This is a genomic window from Streptosporangium sp. NPDC087985 (genome assembly GCF_044741965.1).
Classification (GTDB): Bacteria; Actinomycetota; Actinomycetes; order Streptosporangiales; family Streptosporangiaceae; genus Streptosporangium.
Map to the genome: position 1 here is coordinate 213745 of NZ_JBIUTQ010000006.1, position 16576 is coordinate 230320.

At 68.2% G+C, this 16576-nt stretch carries 13 protein-coding genes and 3 pseudogenes; 5 read left to right on the forward strand and 11 right to left on the reverse strand.

What is annotated here, in order from left to right; translation table 11 throughout:
- Window positions 1–110 precede the first annotated feature (110 nt).
- On the reverse strand, window positions 111–1010 hold the full coding sequence (locus ACIN94_RS15725; RefSeq protein ID WP_400705642.1) for a hypothetical protein: 900 nt from the start codon (window positions 1008–1010) through the stop codon (window positions 111–113).
- Between the two features lie 97 nt (window positions 1011–1107).
- A pseudogene (locus ACIN94_RS15730) lies at window positions 1108–1413 on the reverse strand (hypothetical protein); the annotation flags it as partial.
- Window positions 1414–1650: 237 nt separating this feature from the next.
- Between ACIN94_RS15730 and ACIN94_RS15735 the strand changes: the two are divergent.
- Window positions 1651–1923 (forward strand): annotated as a pseudogene (locus ACIN94_RS15735) (transposase); the annotation flags it as partial.
- A gap of 228 nt (window positions 1924–2151) precedes the next feature.
- On the opposite strand, the gene ACIN94_RS15740 reads toward ACIN94_RS15735, so the two are convergent.
- From ACIN94_RS15740 to ACIN94_RS15750, 3 genes are all read right to left on the reverse strand, one after another.
- Window positions 2152–2601 carry a hypothetical protein gene (locus ACIN94_RS15740; protein WP_400705880.1) on the reverse strand — a complete coding sequence of 150 codons (450 nt, stop codon included), beginning with the start codon at window positions 2599–2601 and terminating at the stop codon, window positions 2152–2154.
- A 165-nt stretch (window positions 2602–2766) separates the two neighbouring features.
- The gene (locus ACIN94_RS15745) at window positions 2767–4968 is read right to left on the reverse strand and encodes a DUF262 domain-containing protein (RefSeq protein ID WP_400705645.1); all 2202 of its coding nucleotides are present in this window, start codon (window positions 4966–4968) and stop codon (window positions 2767–2769) included.
- Window positions 4969–5129: 161 nt separating this feature from the next.
- Window positions 5130–5828: a TetR/AcrR family transcriptional regulator gene (locus ACIN94_RS15750; protein WP_400705647.1), complete on the reverse strand. Its 699-nt coding sequence runs from the start codon at window positions 5826–5828 to the stop codon at window positions 5130–5132.
- Between the two features lie 115 nt (window positions 5829–5943).
- Between ACIN94_RS15750 and ACIN94_RS15755 the strand changes: the two genes are divergently transcribed.
- Genes ACIN94_RS15755 through ACIN94_RS15765 form a run of 3 tightly spaced genes read left to right on the forward strand, consistent with a single transcriptional unit; the run spans window position 5944 to window position 8187 of the window.
- Window positions 5944–6288, forward strand: coding sequence for a YrdB family protein (locus ACIN94_RS15755; protein ID WP_400705649.1), 345 nt, complete (start codon window positions 5944–5946; stop codon window positions 6286–6288).
- A gap of 50 nt (window positions 6289–6338) precedes the next feature.
- Window positions 6339–7283: an NAD-dependent epimerase/dehydratase family protein gene (locus ACIN94_RS15760; RefSeq protein WP_400705651.1), complete on the forward strand. Its 945-nt coding sequence runs from the start codon at window positions 6339–6341 to the stop codon at window positions 7281–7283.
- 16 nt (window positions 7284–7299) lie between these two features.
- Window positions 7300–8187: a Gfo/Idh/MocA family protein gene (locus ACIN94_RS15765; RefSeq protein ID WP_400705653.1), complete on the forward strand. Its 888-nt coding sequence runs from the start codon at window positions 7300–7302 to the stop codon at window positions 8185–8187.
- Window positions 8188–8257: 70 nt separating this feature from the next.
- On the opposite strand, the gene ACIN94_RS15770 is transcribed toward ACIN94_RS15765, so the two are convergent.
- The 3 genes and pseudogenes from ACIN94_RS15770 to ACIN94_RS15780 all read right to left on the reverse strand — a co-directional run bounded on the left by ACIN94_RS15770 (window position 8258) and on the right by ACIN94_RS15780 (window position 11995).
- Entirely contained in the window at window positions 8258–9268 is a 1011-nt protein-coding gene (locus ACIN94_RS15770; protein WP_400705655.1) for an acetamidase/formamidase family protein, read from the reverse strand.
- A 133-nt stretch (window positions 9269–9401) separates the two neighbouring features.
- Window positions 9402–10802 (reverse strand): annotated as a pseudogene (locus tag ACIN94_RS15775) (APC family permease).
- Between the two features lie 104 nt (window positions 10803–10906).
- Window positions 10907–11995, reverse strand: a complete 1089-nt coding sequence (locus ACIN94_RS15780; protein ID WP_400705657.1) for a substrate-binding domain-containing protein — start codon at window positions 11993–11995, stop codon at window positions 10907–10909.
- A gap of 72 nt (window positions 11996–12067) precedes the next feature.
- On the opposite strand from ACIN94_RS15780, the gene ACIN94_RS15785 reads away from it, so the two are divergent.
- Entirely contained in the window at window positions 12068–12544 is a 477-nt protein-coding gene (locus ACIN94_RS15785; protein ID WP_400705659.1) for a MarR family winged helix-turn-helix transcriptional regulator, read from the forward strand.
- Window positions 12545–12587: 43 nt separating this feature from the next.
- Here the strand turns inward: ACIN94_RS15785 and ACIN94_RS15790 are convergent, their stop codons facing one another.
- From ACIN94_RS15790 to ddaH, 3 genes are all read right to left on the reverse strand, one after another.
- Window positions 12588–13874: a Glu/Leu/Phe/Val dehydrogenase gene (locus ACIN94_RS15790; RefSeq protein ID WP_400705661.1), complete on the reverse strand. Its 1287-nt coding sequence runs from the start codon at window positions 13872–13874 to the stop codon at window positions 12588–12590.
- Window positions 13875–14451: 577 nt separating this feature from the next.
- A complete protein-coding gene (gene rocD, locus ACIN94_RS15795) occupies window positions 14452–15663 on the reverse strand; it encodes an ornithine--oxo-acid transaminase (protein WP_400705664.1) in 1212 nt (403 codons plus the stop codon).
- Between the two features lie 43 nt (window positions 15664–15706).
- Window positions 15707–16501 carry a dimethylargininase gene (gene ddaH / locus ACIN94_RS15800; protein WP_400705667.1) on the reverse strand — a complete coding sequence of 265 codons (795 nt, stop codon included), beginning with the start codon at window positions 16499–16501 and terminating at the stop codon, window positions 15707–15709.
- Window positions 16502–16576 lie beyond the last annotated feature (75 nt).

The following is a 16576-nucleotide window of genomic DNA, read 5'->3' on the forward strand; positions in this document are numbered from 1 at the left end:
GTGCCGGACACGCGGGTCGCGGAGATCGAAAACGAATTGGGGGACGGAGTCCTGAAGGCCGGGGCATTCTCCGGTTACCTGGTGACCACGGCCGGACGCCCGGTCGACGCTCAACCCGCCCGCGCGATCTGGAACGAGTAGGCCCCGGTCTTCGCCGTACCCGATCTGACCACGAGCGCGTACCGGCCGTTCGCATCGGAGAGCGGGATGTCGAACTCGTATCCGCAGAGCGGGAAGGGCTGCCGTGGGCTGGCGATGTTCTTCTCCGCGGCATCTGTGAGCTCCAGCTCGATGGCCGTGCACGCCCCGGCCCCGCCGAGGATCTTGATGGCCGACGCGCCGTCCGCGCCGAACTCGAAGCGGTCGATGCGTCCTGGGACGTCCAGCCGCCCCGCGCCGTCCGGGCTGCCCTCGCCGATCTGCAGGCCGATCGTCGCCGGGAACGTGCGGACCTTCACCGTCGCGATCCTGAGACTGTACGGCCCGATGACGTTCGTGTTCCCGAAGACCTCCAGCCGGTGCTTGCCCACCTTGGTCAGCTTGACGACCGACGTGCCCCAGCTGAGAGCGGTGCTGGACGGGCTGACCGGCCGGCCGTCGACCTCGGAGACCACCTGGAGCTGGATGTCGTCACCGGCCATGTCGGTGACGTAGAACTCCCTGGCGTCGCCCAGGTCCAGGGTGAATTTGTCCCGCTGCCCGGCGCGGGTGAGCTCGGCCTCGACGGTGCCGCCGTCGACGAGGACCCCACCCGGCTGTACGGCCACCTGGGCCTGGACCGGGTCGGCCGTCTCGGTCTCGGCCGGCTCGCTGTTCTCCGTGGGTTGGGTGGTCTCGGTGGTCGGGGCGGTCTCGGTGGTCGCCGTGCTGGTCACGCGTTCCGGAACGGGCTGAGCGTCCCGGAGCGTGTCAACGCCGGCACCGCATCCGGTGACGGTCAGGAGTACGAGGGTCGCGCCGGCGGCAAGTCGCAGGGGCCCGCCGAGGCGTCCGGTGGGGGAGGCTTTCATGTCGGCCATTGTGCGAGACCCGCTTGCAGCCAGCTTGCCGTCCTGGATGCCCGGTCTTCGAAACCGGGGGCGCCGGCGGGTCCGAACGGCTTCGGGATCACCCCTGCCCCGCGGTCCTGCGCTCGATGAACGCGGCCACGCCGTCCAGGTACAGACCCAGTCCGAACTCTCCCTCGATCTCCTCGTCGTAGGGGACCTCACCCTCGAAGACGTCGGCGGCGATCACCTCGCTCAGTGCGGGCAACCGCTGCGCGTCCACTACGCGCGTGAGTGCCACGCCGTACTGGCGGCTGAAAGCCTGAGGGTTCTCCGCGTACCCCCTGGACAGGTCGATGCTCAGCCGGAGATCGCCGTGCACGAAGGTCAGCAGGCCCATCACGACACCCACCTTGTCCTCCTCGCTGAGACCGGTGTCGCCCCCGGGCGTGCGTGGCCGCTACCTGTACGACAGGCGTACGATCGCCGCGTCCAAGGCGGCGAAAACAGGCTCTTGACGAATTAAATGAATACTCTTTTGGGCCTGTTGCAAAACCGTTCGGTGGGGTGTTCCTGCTGGCACGATAACGTTCCGTGGCCAGACGATTCCTCCCCACGATTCCTCTCCGTTGATCGTGATCAGCCCGCGTTTCTGCCCCTGAATATGTATGACTGGGTGCCTCAGTCGCATTTCGTGTGGTTTGTAATCGGGGTGGTTGAGCAGCTGGACATCACCGCCCTGTCGGCACGTAAGGGACGATCGGCCAACGGGCGGCGCGCCTACGACCCCCGGATGCTCCTAACGTTGCTGATCTACGCGTATGCGTGCGGGCTGCGCTCGTCACGGGCGATCGAGGCCCGCTGCCGGGTGGATGTGTCGTTTCGGCTGGTGTGCGCGAACACCGTGCCCGATCACAGCACGATCAGCCGGTTTCGCCGTTCTTTCGGCCTGGCCGGCCGGTTGATCGCCACCGGCAAACGCCGTGACCTGGAACGGGCTTTCCGCAACGACCCCGCCTCGGGGCGAGCATCCGCCGATGCCGGACGGGTCGAGGCGATGGCCCCTTTCCGTTCCGGTGTTCCTCAAGCCCCAGAACTACGACCGTGCGTAGATTTTCCGATTCAGTCGACGGAATATGACTGCTTTACGCCGACGGACCCGGGATTATCCGCAGTGAACCCCGTCGGCGTGCACGTAGTATTCGATTCCGCCATACTCCAAATACCCAACGGTATAAACGCATTTCCCCTTCAGGTATTTGTAAACCGGTCCCGCGTAATAGTGGTAATTCTTGCTACTGCCGCTCGGCGGGTCCGTTACGTACGAGGCCCCGCCGTCGCCCAGTGAGACATACACATTCTGTGCCTTGCCATCCCATGCCGCTCTCACTCGGGTGATGGCGCAATTATTTCCTGTGGAAGGACTGTAGTAGATGCTGAGATCTCCGGGGATGGTGCTGCTGAAGACGCTTTTCAGCGGATACGACTTCAGGAGGTTGTATCCGGAGCCGCACGTTCCGCCGGTGGCCGCGGCGGGGTTGGCTGCCGTCATGACCGTGGCGGCGGTGACGATTGCGCAGGTGAGACCCGCTTGGATTTTGGTTCGCAGGGACAAGACGATCCTTAGGGGCGGGGGGAAATACTTTCTTGATCGTAAGACTATCGCCCCTGCGTCACCTCGACCGAGCGCACCCTCGACGGCCTGGCCGCCGCCACCGCCCAGGGCCGCAAGGGCGGCCGGCCCCCCATAGTCGTTGCGTGCCTCCGTCTGGGTCGGGTCTCAGGGGGTGGCGTCGGCGGGTCTGCGGTTGAGGGCTTCCTCGCGTAGGCGTTTCAGCGGGACCGCGACGCCGTTCTGGTCGATCCGCCAGACGTCCCAGCCCGAACAGGCCCTGGTCCCGGCGACCGCGGCCCCGGCGGCGGACAGAGAGGGGAAGGCCTCGTCCGTCTCCAGCCGGATCTTCCCGTCCGACTCGATGGTGGCGTAGTGCATCTCGCCCTTGACGGTCCGGAAGATCTTCGCGTTCGGTGACAGCAGGCCGAGGTCGATCAGATCGATGACTTCGACGCCGTAGTGGCGTTTGCGCGACGGAGGTGGCGGCGGGGGCGGGGCGACGGCCGGCAGCCGGAAGCCGAGCCTGGCCGGACGCCAGATCTCCTCGCAGAGCAGCCAGTAGAGATGCTGTCGTTGCTCGATCTCCCGGACGCCGAACTCCTGGCAGGGCTTGAACGCCCGGTCCAGACCAGAGGCCTTGAGGTAGTGGGTGAACGGGGTGTTGCGCAGGCGGCTCTTGGGGTGCAGGGAGGCCGCGAGCCGGTTCTCCGCGTAGTAGTGCTCCAGCTTCCGCTCGTAGGGGTCGTCCCGGAAGCTCGCGTTGACGGACTTGGGCAGGAGTAGCAGGGCGCCGAGGCGGTTGCGCCACATGGCGAACTCCGCGGGAGTCCTCGCGGCGAGGCTCCGGTGCCGCTCGAAGTGGTTGGCCCAGATGTGCTCGATCTCGTAGCTGCGCTCTCCTCGGAGAAATTCGTGCTCGTGCTCGCCCCCCTCGCACGCGTGCTGGACGTGGGCGGTCATCCGGGCGAGCAGGTAGCGGGCCAGGCGGCGGTTGTTCGCCCGGAGTCCGAAGGACATCAGCTCGCGGAAGCCGTACTCCAGCAGGGAGGCCTCCCGGCCGAGGACCGTGGCGACGTCGTCGGGCGTCCGGCAGATGCGCAGCAGGGGGATCAGCCGGTGAATGATCTCGTCGAGGTCGTGGCGCTGCACGGGAAGGTTGTTGACGCATCGCCGTACGTAGACGAGGTCGAGGAACGCCGCGACCATCGAGCACTTCTCGGTGAACACCTGCTCGGAGTCCTCGGTGGAGGTGACCGAGAGCAGGAGCGTGAACTGGTTGTCGAGGCCGTTGCAGCCGTTGAAGAAGACGGCGGCGAGGTCGGGCCGGAAGTCCCGGGAGGCGCGGAGCAGGACGCGGTAGCGTTCGGACATCTTCGTGAGCCGCGTGATGAAATCCCGCGCGCCGGGCTGGCGGTCGAGACCGAGCTGGACGTCGTTGCGCAGGATCCACTCGTGGACGGCCCGGCTGATCTCGGCGGCGTCGGTGGACGGCCCGTCGAGGTGGGCGCACTGCGCCAGCAGGAAGGCCCGGACGTACGCGCTGGGCACGTTGGCCTCGGGGGAGTCGGCTTCGGCGGTGGTGAGCCGGGCCAGCATGTCGGCCCATGACCGGCCCAGCTCCTCACGCATCTGCGGGTTGACCCGCCGGAAGAGGTGGCCTTTCAGCAGGTCGACGTGGCTCAGCCGGAGTCCCCGGTCGTTCATGGACACGAAGATCTCGCGTCCGTTCTCCTGGTCGAGAGCCTGGATGCCGACCAGGCAGACGCGGTCGAGCAGCCACCGGACGAAGGGCACCAGGGCCTCGCCGCGCAGTATGTCGGGGAAGTCCCCGTCGATCTCCCTGCTCCGGTCGTGGAGGTTGCGAACGGAGACGTGGGCGTCGTCGGGCAGGACGAACCCCTTGAGACCGTTCCAGTCGGTGACCAGGCTGTTGAGCAGCTGCGCGCGGGCCAGTTCCTCGGAGCTGCCGACCTTGAAGCTCCGCTTGCCGTGCCGCGCCGTGTAGGTGAGCGCCTCCAGCTCGTCGGCGTAGATCCACTTCTCCTGGTCGAGCAGCAGCTGCCGGAGATAGATCAGCAGGAGGTGGAGCGTGGTGACGCGCTGCTGGCCGTCGACGAGGAAGGTGCGGCCGTCGCTCTCGTGGTAGACGTAGGGGCCGAGGAAGTAGGGGGCGTAGCCGTTGACCTCGTCGCGTTCGTGCTGGGGGTCCCACTGGCTCAGGAACCGGTGGCTGAGATCGTCGATCAGCGTGCGGACCTCGTCACGGGTCCAGGTGTACTCCCGCTGGTAGTAGTCCAGCGCGAAGGAGTTCCTCTTGAAAAGGTTGTGGACCGATACACCTTCACCGTGAATGGGACTGTCCGCCATGAACTCCGGGATCCCTCTCGCCGGGGGACGGCTCGTCGAAAGCCGATTCCTTCCCATCTATCACGTCAGGTGGGGAAACGTTACGAATATTGCTGAAGTCGTGACCCTGAAAGAGACCTCTCCTGCTCGGGTTGTTCGGGGCTGCCCGCCGTACGGCAGGCTCAGACGGGGAGGCCGAGCATGGCGGCGTGGCAGCGCATGGAGTGGTCGAAGGCCGTGGTGCGGTCGAAGATCACGTTGTTGAACTGGCCGAACAGCTCGAAGCTGAGCCAGCCGAACAGGCCCGTCCAGGCGATCAGGGCGCGGGCGATCACGTCGTCGGAGACGTCGGGGACGATCGTCCGGACGCGGGCGGCGTCCTCGCTGAACGCGGCCGGGGCGGGCGGGCAGATGCCCGGGGAGTTCAGGGCTCCGGCCTGGTGGGCGTCGGAGACGATCCGGCCGTAGACGATGGTGCCGCGGGCCGCGGCGGCGATGGTGTCCTGCGGCGCCTTGTAGCCGGGCACGGGTGAGCCGTACAGCAGGGCGTACTCGTGCGGATGGGCCAGCGCCCAGTCACGTACGGCATGGCACACCGCCAGCCAGCGGCCGGTGTGGTCCTCGCGCGGGCAGGCCGCGTCGGCGTTCTCCACGGCCTCGCCGATGGCGTTGTAGCCGTCGATGATCAGAGCGGTGAGCAGCTCGTCCCGGGAGGGGAAGTAGCGGTAGATCGCCGAGGAGACCATGCCCATCTCGCGGGCGACCGCGCGCAGGGAGAGCCCGCCCGCGCCCTCGGTGGCCAGGTGCCTGCGGGCGATGTCGGTGATCTCGCGGGTCAGTTCGGCGCGGACCCGTTCCCGTGCTGTGCGGCTTGAACTCATGCCAGGCACCTTACCAGAGCACTAAAAACAAAAGAGAGCACCGCTCTTGACGGGCAATGCTCCTTTGCGAGAGCATTGCTCTCAGAACGGAACGACCCTCTCCAAGGAGCCCCTGATGCTGAGCCTGGCCAAGAACACCAATCTCCTCGTCATGTTCCTGCTGGAGCTGGGCGTTCTTGCCTCAGTCGGCTACTGGGGATTCGTCACGGGCCAGAATTGGCCGGTGAAGCTGCTTCTTGGACTGGGCGGCCCCGCGCTGTTCATCGCGATCTGGGCGCTCTTCGGGGCGGCCAACGGCGCCACGATCCCGCTCACCGGGTTCGCCCGGGTCGTCTTGGAGGTCGTCTGGTTCGGCGGCGGTGCGCTGGCGTTGGTCATGGCCGGCCGCCTCACCTCGGGGATCGTCTTCGCCGCCGTCTACGTCGTCAACGCCGTCCTCCGGCTCGTCTGGAACCAGTGAGCTCCGCGCAGCGGTGAAACGGACGGAATCAAGTGAAGGGAAGAATGACCATGGGGAAGCACGTCGTCGTCGGAGCCGGACAGGTCGGCTCGCAGGTCGCCCGGGAGCTGTCGGGTCAGGGACACGAGGTCGTCCTCGTCAGCCGTTCGGGCTCCGGTCCCGACCTGCCGGGGATCCGCAGGACGGCCGCCGACGCGGCAGACCGGGAGCGGCTGACCGGTCTGGCGCAGGGGGCCGAGGTCCTCTACAACTGCGTCAACCCGCCCTACCACCGCTGGGCCCAGGACTGGCCGCCGCTGGCGGGGTCGCTGCTGGGAGCCGCCGAGTCCACCGGCGCGGGATACGTCATCCTCGGGAACCTCTACGGCTACGCCGCGCCTGACCGGCCGATGAGGGAGAGCGACCCGCTCGCGCCGCCCAGCGCCAAGGGTGCCATCCGCGCCCGCATGTGGCAGGACGCGCTGGCCGCGCACGAGGCGGGACGGGTCCGGGTGACCGAGATACGCGGGTCCGACTACTACGGTCCCGGCTGCCTCGACCAGGCGCACCTGGGGGAGAGGTTCGTGCCCCGGCTGCTGGCCGGCAAGACCGTCCGCTATGTCGGCGACCCCGCCCAGCCGCACAGCTGGACCTACGTGCCCGACGTGGCCCGCGCCCTGGTGACCGCCGCGGCGGACGACCGGGCCTGGGGGCGCGCCTGGCACGTCCCGACGGCCGGGGCGATGACGGTCCACGAGGTCGCCGACCGCATGTGCGCGCTCGCCGGTGTCCCGAACCCGGGGGTCAAGGCCATGCCGCACTGGCTCGTCCGGGCCGCGGGAGCCTTCTCACCCATGCTCGGCGAGCTGGAGGAGTTGCGCTACCAGTTCGTCCGGCCCTTCGTGCTCGACTCCGCCGACTTCCAGGCCACCTTCGGCATGGCCCCGACCCCGGTGGACGAGGCGCTGTCCGCGACCGTCGGTTGGTGGCGTAACCGCCTGGCCGCGGCGGCGTGAGCCGTACGCTCTGAGCATGAAGACCGTCATGATCGGCCTTGGGGACATCGCGGAGAAGGCGTACCTGCCCGTCCTCTCCGCGCAGCCCGGCCTCGACCTTCACCTGTGCACCCGTAACCTCGCCACTCTCGACCGTCTGGGCGACGCCTACCGGATCAAGCACCGCTTCACCTCGGTGGACGAGCTGCTCGGGGCCGGGGTGGAGGTGGCGTTCGTGCACGCGGCCACGAGCGCCCACGTAAAGATCGTCGAACCACTGCTCCGGGCGGGTGTCCACGTCTACCTGGACAAGCCGATCGCCTACACCTTCGCCGAATCCGAGCGTCTGGTACGGCTGGCACAGGAGATGGGGCGGTCGCTGCTCGTCGGTTTCAACCGCCGCCGGGCGCCCTCTTACGCGGCTCTGCTGGATCTGCCCCGGCACCTGGTGGTGATGGAGAAGAACCGCAGGGGTCTCGCGGAGGACCCGCGGACCGCGATCTTCGACGACTTCGTCCACGTCGTCGACACGCTCAGGTTCCTGGTGCCCGGGGAGGTCGAGCACACCGGTATCCGGACCCGGGTCAGGGACGGGCTGCTGGAGCACGTGACGCTGGAGCTGTCCGGGGACGGCTTCACCGCCTTCGGGATCATGAACAGGGTGAGCGGCGCGGTCGAGGAGACCGTGGAGGTCATGGGGGACGACGTCAAGCGCCGGGTGGTCAACATGGCCGACGTGGTCGACTACGCCGGGACGGAGACGCTGACCCGGCGTGGCGACTGGACCCCGGTTGCCCGCCAGCGCGGTATCGAGCAGGTCTGCCTGGAGTTTCTCGACGCGGTCCGCTCCGGCGTCGTCGTCAGCGCCGACGACGCCCTGGCCACCCACCGGATCTGCGAGGACATCGTCACCGCCGCGGGGTGAATCCCAACCGCCGCCGGAGCGTGTGCCGGTGGCGGTTCCACGACCTGTGGCGGCGATCAGGGGTCCGCTGTCAGCGCTCGGCGAGGTAACGCCGCCCGAGGTCGCGCAGTCGCCCGTGGGCCGACTCGTAGACGTCGGGGCTGCCGAGGTAGCGCTTGGGGACCTTGGCGAGCATCGTGTAGTTGGTGTCGCAGACGTTGCCGACCGGTGCCTCGCCGATCTGACTGACCAGCTGGTAGGCGTCCAGAGTGTCCAGGCCGGTGAGGTCGGCGGCCCAGGTGACCAGGTCGTGCTGGCTGATCCGGAAGGCGTCCTCCAGCGGGCGCGCCGAACCGGTCGACATCAGGTGGTCGTCGTCCTCCAGACGTGGCCACGGGGTGCTCACACCCTTGATCAGTTCCACCGCGACCACGGTGTTCATCGCCGCCTCGACGGCGGTGCCGCACACCTCACCGTGTCCCTGGCGGGCGTGCCCGTCGCCCACCGCGAACAGGGCGCCCTCGACGTTGACACCGAGGTAGACGGTCACCCCGGCGCGTAGTTCGGGGGTGTCCATGTTGCCGCCGTGGGCGTCCGGGGTGATCGTCATCCGGGCCTCGGACGCGCCAGGCGCGACCCCGACCGTGCCGTGCATCGGGTCCAGCGGGAGCTCGACCGTGAAGTCGCCCCGGCGGGCGTGGTAGCGGGCCACGCCCTTCTCCACGTCGATGTCGTAGCGCCAGACGACCTCCTCCAGCGGCGGGGTGAGCATGGCGGTGGTGTGCGTGCCGGTCAGCGCTCCGAAGTGCGGGAACGTGGCGGACACCGCCCAGTCCCTTGCGGGTTCGATGGAGACGAAGTGCAGCGCGAGCGTGTCACCGGGCTCGGCACCCTCGACGTGGAAGGGGCCGGTGACCGGGTTCAGGTAGGGGAACTCGCAGACGCTCGTCGGCAGGTCGTCGACCGAGCGCACCCGGCCGCCGAAGCAGTCCTCGGTGTACATCTCGACGATCGTGCCCGGCTGGATCCTGCCGACGGCGGGGCGCCCGCCGAAGGTGTAGCTCAGATCTTCGGGAGCGGGCCGGTAGGAGACGACGTTCATCGTGCCCCCGCCCGGCTGTGGTCCGTCACCGGAGTGGGCCGTGAGGAGGTGAAACCCTCCCCGGTCCCGATGAGAATATCGAACATGGGATCCGTCCTTGTGTGATCGGAACAGTGCGGGGGAAGTGCCGCCGCTACCGCTTCGCGGCCGGCTCCGGCGTGTCCTGCATACCCGCCAGCGTGGGACGCCGGCCGCGGGCGTAGGAGATACCGAGCAGCACCACGCCGATGCCGAGCCAGATAAGCCCCAGCGTCTGGGCCGCGATGCTGGCGTTGATCACGACGTAGACCAGGATCGCGAAGCCGATCGCCGGGGCGATCAGGTGCCTCCACCAGTCGCGGCTGCCCTTCCGCACGACGTAGTGGACGACCACCGAGATGTGTAGCGCGAGGAAGGCGGTCATGGCGCCGAAGTTGACCAGCGCGCTGATCAGCGGGATGCCGTCCTCGCGGGTGGTCAGGTAGAGCCCGACGATCAGGGAGACCGCGGCCACGAGCAGGGTGGCGTTGACCGGCACCTTGTGTTTGGGGTGGACCTTGGCCAGGAAGGAGGGGAGCTGTCGGTCGCGGGCCATCGCGAACAGCAGGCGCGAGGTGGCGGCCTGGGCGACCAGGGAGTTGGCGAAGCCCCAGGCGATGGCGGTGGCGACGGCGGTCAGCATGCTGAGCCAGTGGCCTCCGGCGAACTCGGCCACGTCGTAGAACGCGGTGCCCGCGGGGTCGCCGTTGGTCAGCAGTTCGGCTCGGTTGGGGGTGAGCAGTGCGGCCAGCCAGGTCTGCGTGATGAACAGCGCACCTGCCAGGCCGAGCGCGGCGACCATGGACTTGCCCAGCTTGCGGCTGTCCACCTTGCTCTCCTCGGCCAGCATTGAGATGCCGTCGAAGCCGAGGAAGGACAGCACCGCGATCGAGACGGCGCCGAAGACCAGCGGTCAGGAGAACGTGGAGGAGTCGAACAGCGGGCTGAGCCCGCCCACCTGGGCCTTGCCCTGGGCCAGCGCGATCAGGCCGATGATGATGAAGATCGCCAGCACGATGAGCTCGCCGACCAGCATGATCTTCGTGATCCGCGCGGTCATCTGGATGCCCGTGTAGTTCACGACCGTGTTGAGCACCACGAACACGATCAGCCAGCCCCAGATCGGGATGGCGGGGATGAACGAGGCCATCGCCGCACTCGCGATGAGGTAGAGCAGGGCGGGTACCAGCACGTAGTCGAGCAGGATCACCCACCCCGACAGGAAGCCGACCGGCGCGGCGATGCCGCGGCCCGCGTAGGTGTAGACCGACCCGGCCATCGGGAAGGCCCGGGCCATCTGCGCGTAGGACAGCGCGGTGAAGGCCATCGCGACCATGCCGATGACGTAGGTGAGCGCCACCATGCCGCCGGAGCCCTGGTAGACGCTGCCGAAGATGCCGAACGGCGCGATCGGGACCATGAAGATCAGGCCGTAGACGAGCAGATCGGTGAAGGTCAGAGACCTGCGGAGTTCCTGCTGGTAGCCGAATTGCTCCAGGGAGGGCTCAGTGGTCATGGACGGCTCCTCTATGTGGGTGCAGCCGTAACAGCAGAGAAGGGGATACGACGGTCAGAATAGGGCAATTTTCTTGAAAAAGAAATATTTCCAACCCGAAGCTTCTACCGGACGATGTCGAAGTCCAGCCCGTCCGCCCGCCCGATGTACGCGCGCCGCCGCACTCCCCGGTCCTGGAGAGTCAGCCGTCCCCGCGCGGTGACGATGGAGGTGCCGTCGGCGATCGCGTCCACCACGGGTACGGCGAGCGTCCCGGCACGGGCGCTGAGCGCGGCGAGCATCAGCACCGCTTCGTAGCAGCCCTGGCCATGCCCGTTGAGCAGGGGTGCGCTGCTGCCGAAGCGGCGGATGTAGCGCTCACCGAGGCTCAGGCTGTGGTCGGTGACCATGCTCGCGAAGTAGCCCATCGCCCCGTAGAGCTCGCCGGTGGCGTCTCCGCCGATGCCGAGCAGGCCGTGCTCCTCCAGCGCTCCGCAGAGCCTCGGGCACGACAGCCCGGCCGCGGTGAAGGCCCGGTTGAAGGTGACGAGATCGCGGCCGACCAGGCTGAGCAGCACGGCGTCGGCCCGGCTGGTGGCCAGCTGTTCCAGGAGCAGAGGGAGGTCGCGCATGCCGTACGGCACGAACCGCTCGCCGACGACCGTGACGTTGCGGGCGGCGAGATGGCGGCGGGCCGCCTCGTGCGCCAGGCGCGGCCAGATGTAGTCGTTGCCGAGCAGGAACCACCTGCGGGCGTGGCGCCGCTCGATCAGCCAGTCGATGCCCGGCCGGAGCTGGCGGTCAGGCGTCTCGCCCAGGAAGTAGACCCCGGGCGCGTGACCACCCCCCTCGTACGGCGGGGCGTAGACGAACGGCGCCCGCCCGGCCAGTGCCCGGACCACCGCGAGCCGCACGTCGCTGCCGTGGGTGCCGACCACCGCGTCGATCGCGCGGCCGTCCGTGAGCATCCTGACCTCGGCCGCCACCCTCCTCGCGGGGCGGCCACCGTCGATCAGGACCAGCTCGACCGGTCTGCCGAGCACCCCGCCCGCGAGGTTGACCTCGTCGGCGGCGAGGATCGCGCAGTTGATCGCACACGGTCCGATCAGGCCGAGGACCCCGGACACCGGCACCACAAGGCCGACGCGCAGGGCGTCGCTCTGGATGAGCTGGGCTTCCAGAGGGTCAATAACCGGTGTGATGGCTTCTGCCACGCAGACGAGTATCCTCCCAAAAGGAGCCTTGTTAGACCTTTTACATAATCGGGATGCGGACGGGAGCTTCACGTGGTGACGACCGGACTGGGATCCTCGCTTGCTTACCTGCTCAGCCGGGCAGAGCGCAGCGTCAACCGGGGTCTCGCCGCCGCGGTGACCGCGGAGGGCGTCACGGTCGAGCAGTGGCGCATCCTGCGTGCCCTGGCCGACGGACGAGGCCACTCGATGGGTGATCTGGCCGAGGCCGTGCTGATACCGCATCCGACGCTGACCAAGGCGATCGACCGGCTCATCGACCGCTCGCTCGTCTACCGAGGGCATGATCCGGCCGACCGGCGCAAGGTCGCGGTCTTTCTCGCCGACCGGGGGGGCGAGCTGCTCGCCCGGGTGGATGGCGGGGTGGCCGGCCATCACCGGCTGATCGAGGCCGCCTACGGCACCGAGCGCACCGAGCGGCTCATGCGTGACCTGGAAGGGCTGGTCACAGCCCTGGATCAGCCCTCCCAACCCGCTGCGGCACCGAACCCGGGTGGTCCTCCCCGTTAGCGACGGGCGGGCCCGGTCTCCCGAGGGAGACCGGGCCGTTCCATCAGGGGTGGAGACCACGCAGCCGGTGGACCTCGGCGACCCTGCCCACGCCGATGAGGTGGGCGGCCTGGCGCAGGGTGACCCCGTGCTCGGCGGACATCGCCGTGACCGCGTCGAAGGAGTTCTCCATGAGCTCGCGGAGCTTGGTGTTGATCTCGTTCTCGCTCCAGGAGAAGGCCTGCAGGTTCTGCACCCACTCAAGGTAGGAGACGATCACACCGCCCGCGTTGGCCAGGATGTCCGGCACCACCGTGGTCCCGGCGTCGGTCAGGATCTGGTCCGCCTCCGGGGTGGTGGGGCCGTTGGCGCCCTCCACGATCAGGCGGGCTCTGACCTTCGGCGCGTTCTCCGCCGTGATCACGCCTTCCAGCGCGGCCGGGACGAGCACGTCCACGTCGAGCTCCAGCAGGTCCTCGTGGGACAGGGCGTCGGCGTGGCGGTAGCCGTACACGCCGCCCGTCTCCTTCACCCACGTCTGCAGGTCCTCGATGTCCAGGCCGGAGTGGTTGATCACCGCGCCGGTGACATCGGAGACCGCCACCACGCGGCAGCCGGCGTCGGCGAGGTAGCGGGCGGCCAGCGCGCCGACCTTCCCGAAGCCCTGGACCGCGACGGTGCGGCCTTCGGGCGAGCCCGGCAGGGCCTTGAGCGCGGAGATCTGCACGCCGCGGGAGGTGGCCCCGGCCCGGCCCAGAGAGCCGCCGAGGGCCAGCGGCTTGCCGGTCACCACGCCGGGCACGGAGTAGCCCGCGTTCACCGAGTAGGTGTCCATGATCCAGGCCATGGTCTGCTCGTTGGTGCCGACGTCCGGAGCCGGGATGTCCTTGTCCGGGCCGATGATGGGCAGGATCTCGTTGACGTAGCGGCGGGTGACCCGCTCCAGCTCGCCCGGGGTCATCGTGGCCGGGTCCACGGAGACGCCGCCCTTGGCGCCGCCGTACGGGATGCCGACCAGCGCGCACTTCCAGGTCATCCACATGGCCAGCGCGGTGACCTCGTGGATGTCGGTGGAGGGGTGGAAACGGATCCCGCCCTTGGCGGGGCCACGGGTGGTGTTGTGCTGGACCCGGAAGCCCTGCACGACGTCCATCCGGCCGTCCTCGCGGCGGACGGGCACCGCGACGGTGAGCGAGCGACGGGGGGTGGCCAGCATCGTACGCATGCCGTCGTCCAGGTGGAGCCGGTCGGCTGCCTGGTCGAGCTGGAACAGCGCGGAGTCAAGAGCCTGACGGCCCGGGCTGAGGAGGGCGGTGGCTGCCGGCGTCGTTGACGGCACCATGAAGTTCATGAAGGAGAGCCTCCATACGGGAGCGGAGCGCCATTGCTCTGCTCGGAACTGTTTATAACGACCACACGGTTGACGGCGCCTTTGCCGGACCGTGTGGAGCTTTGTATACCTACGGCTGTTTTTGGTGTCTTTCCTCGCTTCCCAACTGCTCTGCTGTTACCGATCAGAGCGGTTGGGCACAGCGGGGGCAACGCGCCAATATGGCAGGCTGCCGGTGGCATGCCTGCCGTTCTGTAGTGCCGAAGGGATCGACGTGCCGGAACTCGCGGTCGGGCCACTGCCGCGTTATGTGAATGAGACCAGCGAGCCGTGCGAGATAACGGCCGAGGTCGGCGGAGACGCTGGAGTTCATCAAGAGCCGCGGGGAGGGCGAGATCGCCGGCTTCGAGGAGTACACCGAGCTGTACCGGCGCGCATGAGCCGGCGCGCATGGACCGGCCCGGAGATCCGCTGGGACACCGTGACCACCACCGCGATCACGGAGGTCGTCACGGTGGAGCTCACCGATCAGGGGTGACCGGGTACCGGCCGGGGCCGGTACGGCTCGCGCCGTCGGGTGCGAGCCGTACCGGAGGGATCACCTGGTGAACTCTCCGAGGGCGTCGGCGAGCTGATCGACGGCCCAGAGGAGGTCCTCCTCGGAGATGACGATCGGCGGGGCGAGACGGATGGTGGAGCCGTGGGTGTCCTTGGCGAGCACGCCGCGGCGCATCAGGGCCTGGGAGATCTCGCGCCCGGTGGCCAGCGAGGGGTCGATGTCGACGCCCGCCCACAGGCCGCGGCCGCGCACCGTCACCACGCCCTGCCCGATGAGGCCGCGCAGCTTCTCGTGCAGCACCACTCCGAGCTCCCTGGCCCGTGCCTGGTACTCGCCGGTGTTGAGGATCTCGATGACGGCGTTGGCCACCGCGCAGGCGAGCGGGTTGCCGCCGAAGGTGGAGCCGTGCTGGCCCGGCTTGATCACGCCGAGCACGTCCTTGTTGGCGGTGATCGCCGAGACCGGGACGACGCCGCCGCCCAGAGCCTTGCCCAGCACGTAGATGTCGGGCACGACCCCCTCGTGATCGCAGGCGAAGGTGTCGCCGGTGCGGCCGAGGCCGGACTGGATCTCGTCGGCGATCATCAGGATGTTCTCGGCGGTGCAGAGCTCGCGGACCTGGGTGAGGTAGCCGTCCGGCGGTACCAGCACGCCCGCCTCGCCCTGGATGGGCTCCAGCAGCACCGCGACGGTGTTGGCGTCGACGGCCTCGCGGATCGCCTCGACCGAGCCGTACTTCACGATCTTGAAGCCCGGGGTGTAGGGGCCGAAACCGTCGTGGGCGTCGGGGTCGGTGGAGAAACTGATGATCGTGGTGGTGCGGCCGTGGAAGTTGTCCTCCATCACGATGATGTTGGCCTGCTCCGGGGCGACACCCTTGACCTCGTAACCCCACTTGCGGGCCACCTTGATCGCGGTCTCCACGGCCTCGGCACCGGTGTTCATCGGCAGGACCATGTCCTTGCCGGTGAGGTCGCCCAGCCCGGCGGCGAAGGTGGCGAACTGGTCGTGGAAGAAGGCGCGGCTGGTCAGGGTCAGCTTGGTCAGCTGCTGCTGCGCCGCCTCGACGATCTTCGGGTTACCGTGACCGAAGTTCAGGGAGGAGTAACCGGACAGGCAGTCCAGGAACCGCTTGCCCTCCACATCGGTGACCCAGGCGCCCTGCGCCTCGTGGATCACGATGGGGAGCGGGTGGTAGTTGTGCGCGCTGCGACGCTCACTGAGCTCGATGAACTCGTCTGTGGTGGTCATCCGATATTCGCCGTTTCTTTGATTCCGGTCGTTATGTCTGCTTTCATCCCCGAATCTCGAGCGTGCAGCACTTGGGTCCGCCACCCGCCTTGCGCAGCTCCGACAGGTCGACCGGGATGACCTCGAAGCCGTTGCGCTTGAGCTCCAGCTGGAGGTTGGCGGCCTCGGCGTTGACCACCACGCGGGTGCCGTCGCTGACCGCGTTGAGACCCAGCACGGTCGCGTCGTTCTCGTCCGCGATGATGGCGTCGGGGAAAAGGTTCCGCAGCACCTCCTGGCTCCCCGCCGAGAAGGCACCCGGGAAGTATGCCACGTTATATCCGTTTAGCGGGAACAGGGCGGTGTCCAGGTGGTAGAAGCGCGGGTCAACCAGCTGCAGCGTCACCACCGGGCGGCCGAGGAACTCCTGGGCCTCCTTGTGCGCGGTGATGTCCGTCCGGAACCCCGTCCCGGCCAGCACCAGGTGGTCGAGCGTGAGGAAGTCCCCCTCGCCCTCGTTGGTGAAGGCCGCCTCGTGCACCCGGTCGTAGCCGTTGTCGACGAACCACTGCAGATACGCCGGCCCCTCGGCGGCACGCTCCGGGTGGGCGAACCGCGCACCGTACACCCGGCCGTCGACGACCAGGGCGCCGTTGGCGGCGAAGACCATGTCCGGCAGACCCTCCACCGGGTCGATCAGGCTGACCTGGTGCCCGAGCTCCTCGTAGGCGCTCTTGAGGGCCTCCCACTGCCGGATCGCCGTCTCCCGGTCCGCACCGGCCTCGGGGTCCATCCACGGGTTGATCGCATACTCGACCGCGAAGTAGTCGGGCCGGCACATGAGGTAGTGCTTGGTCATAAGAAACTCCGCAAAAGACGTCGTAGTGGGGACGGCAACAGCCTAGGAACGGATGTTCATGCAGGCCAAGAGCCC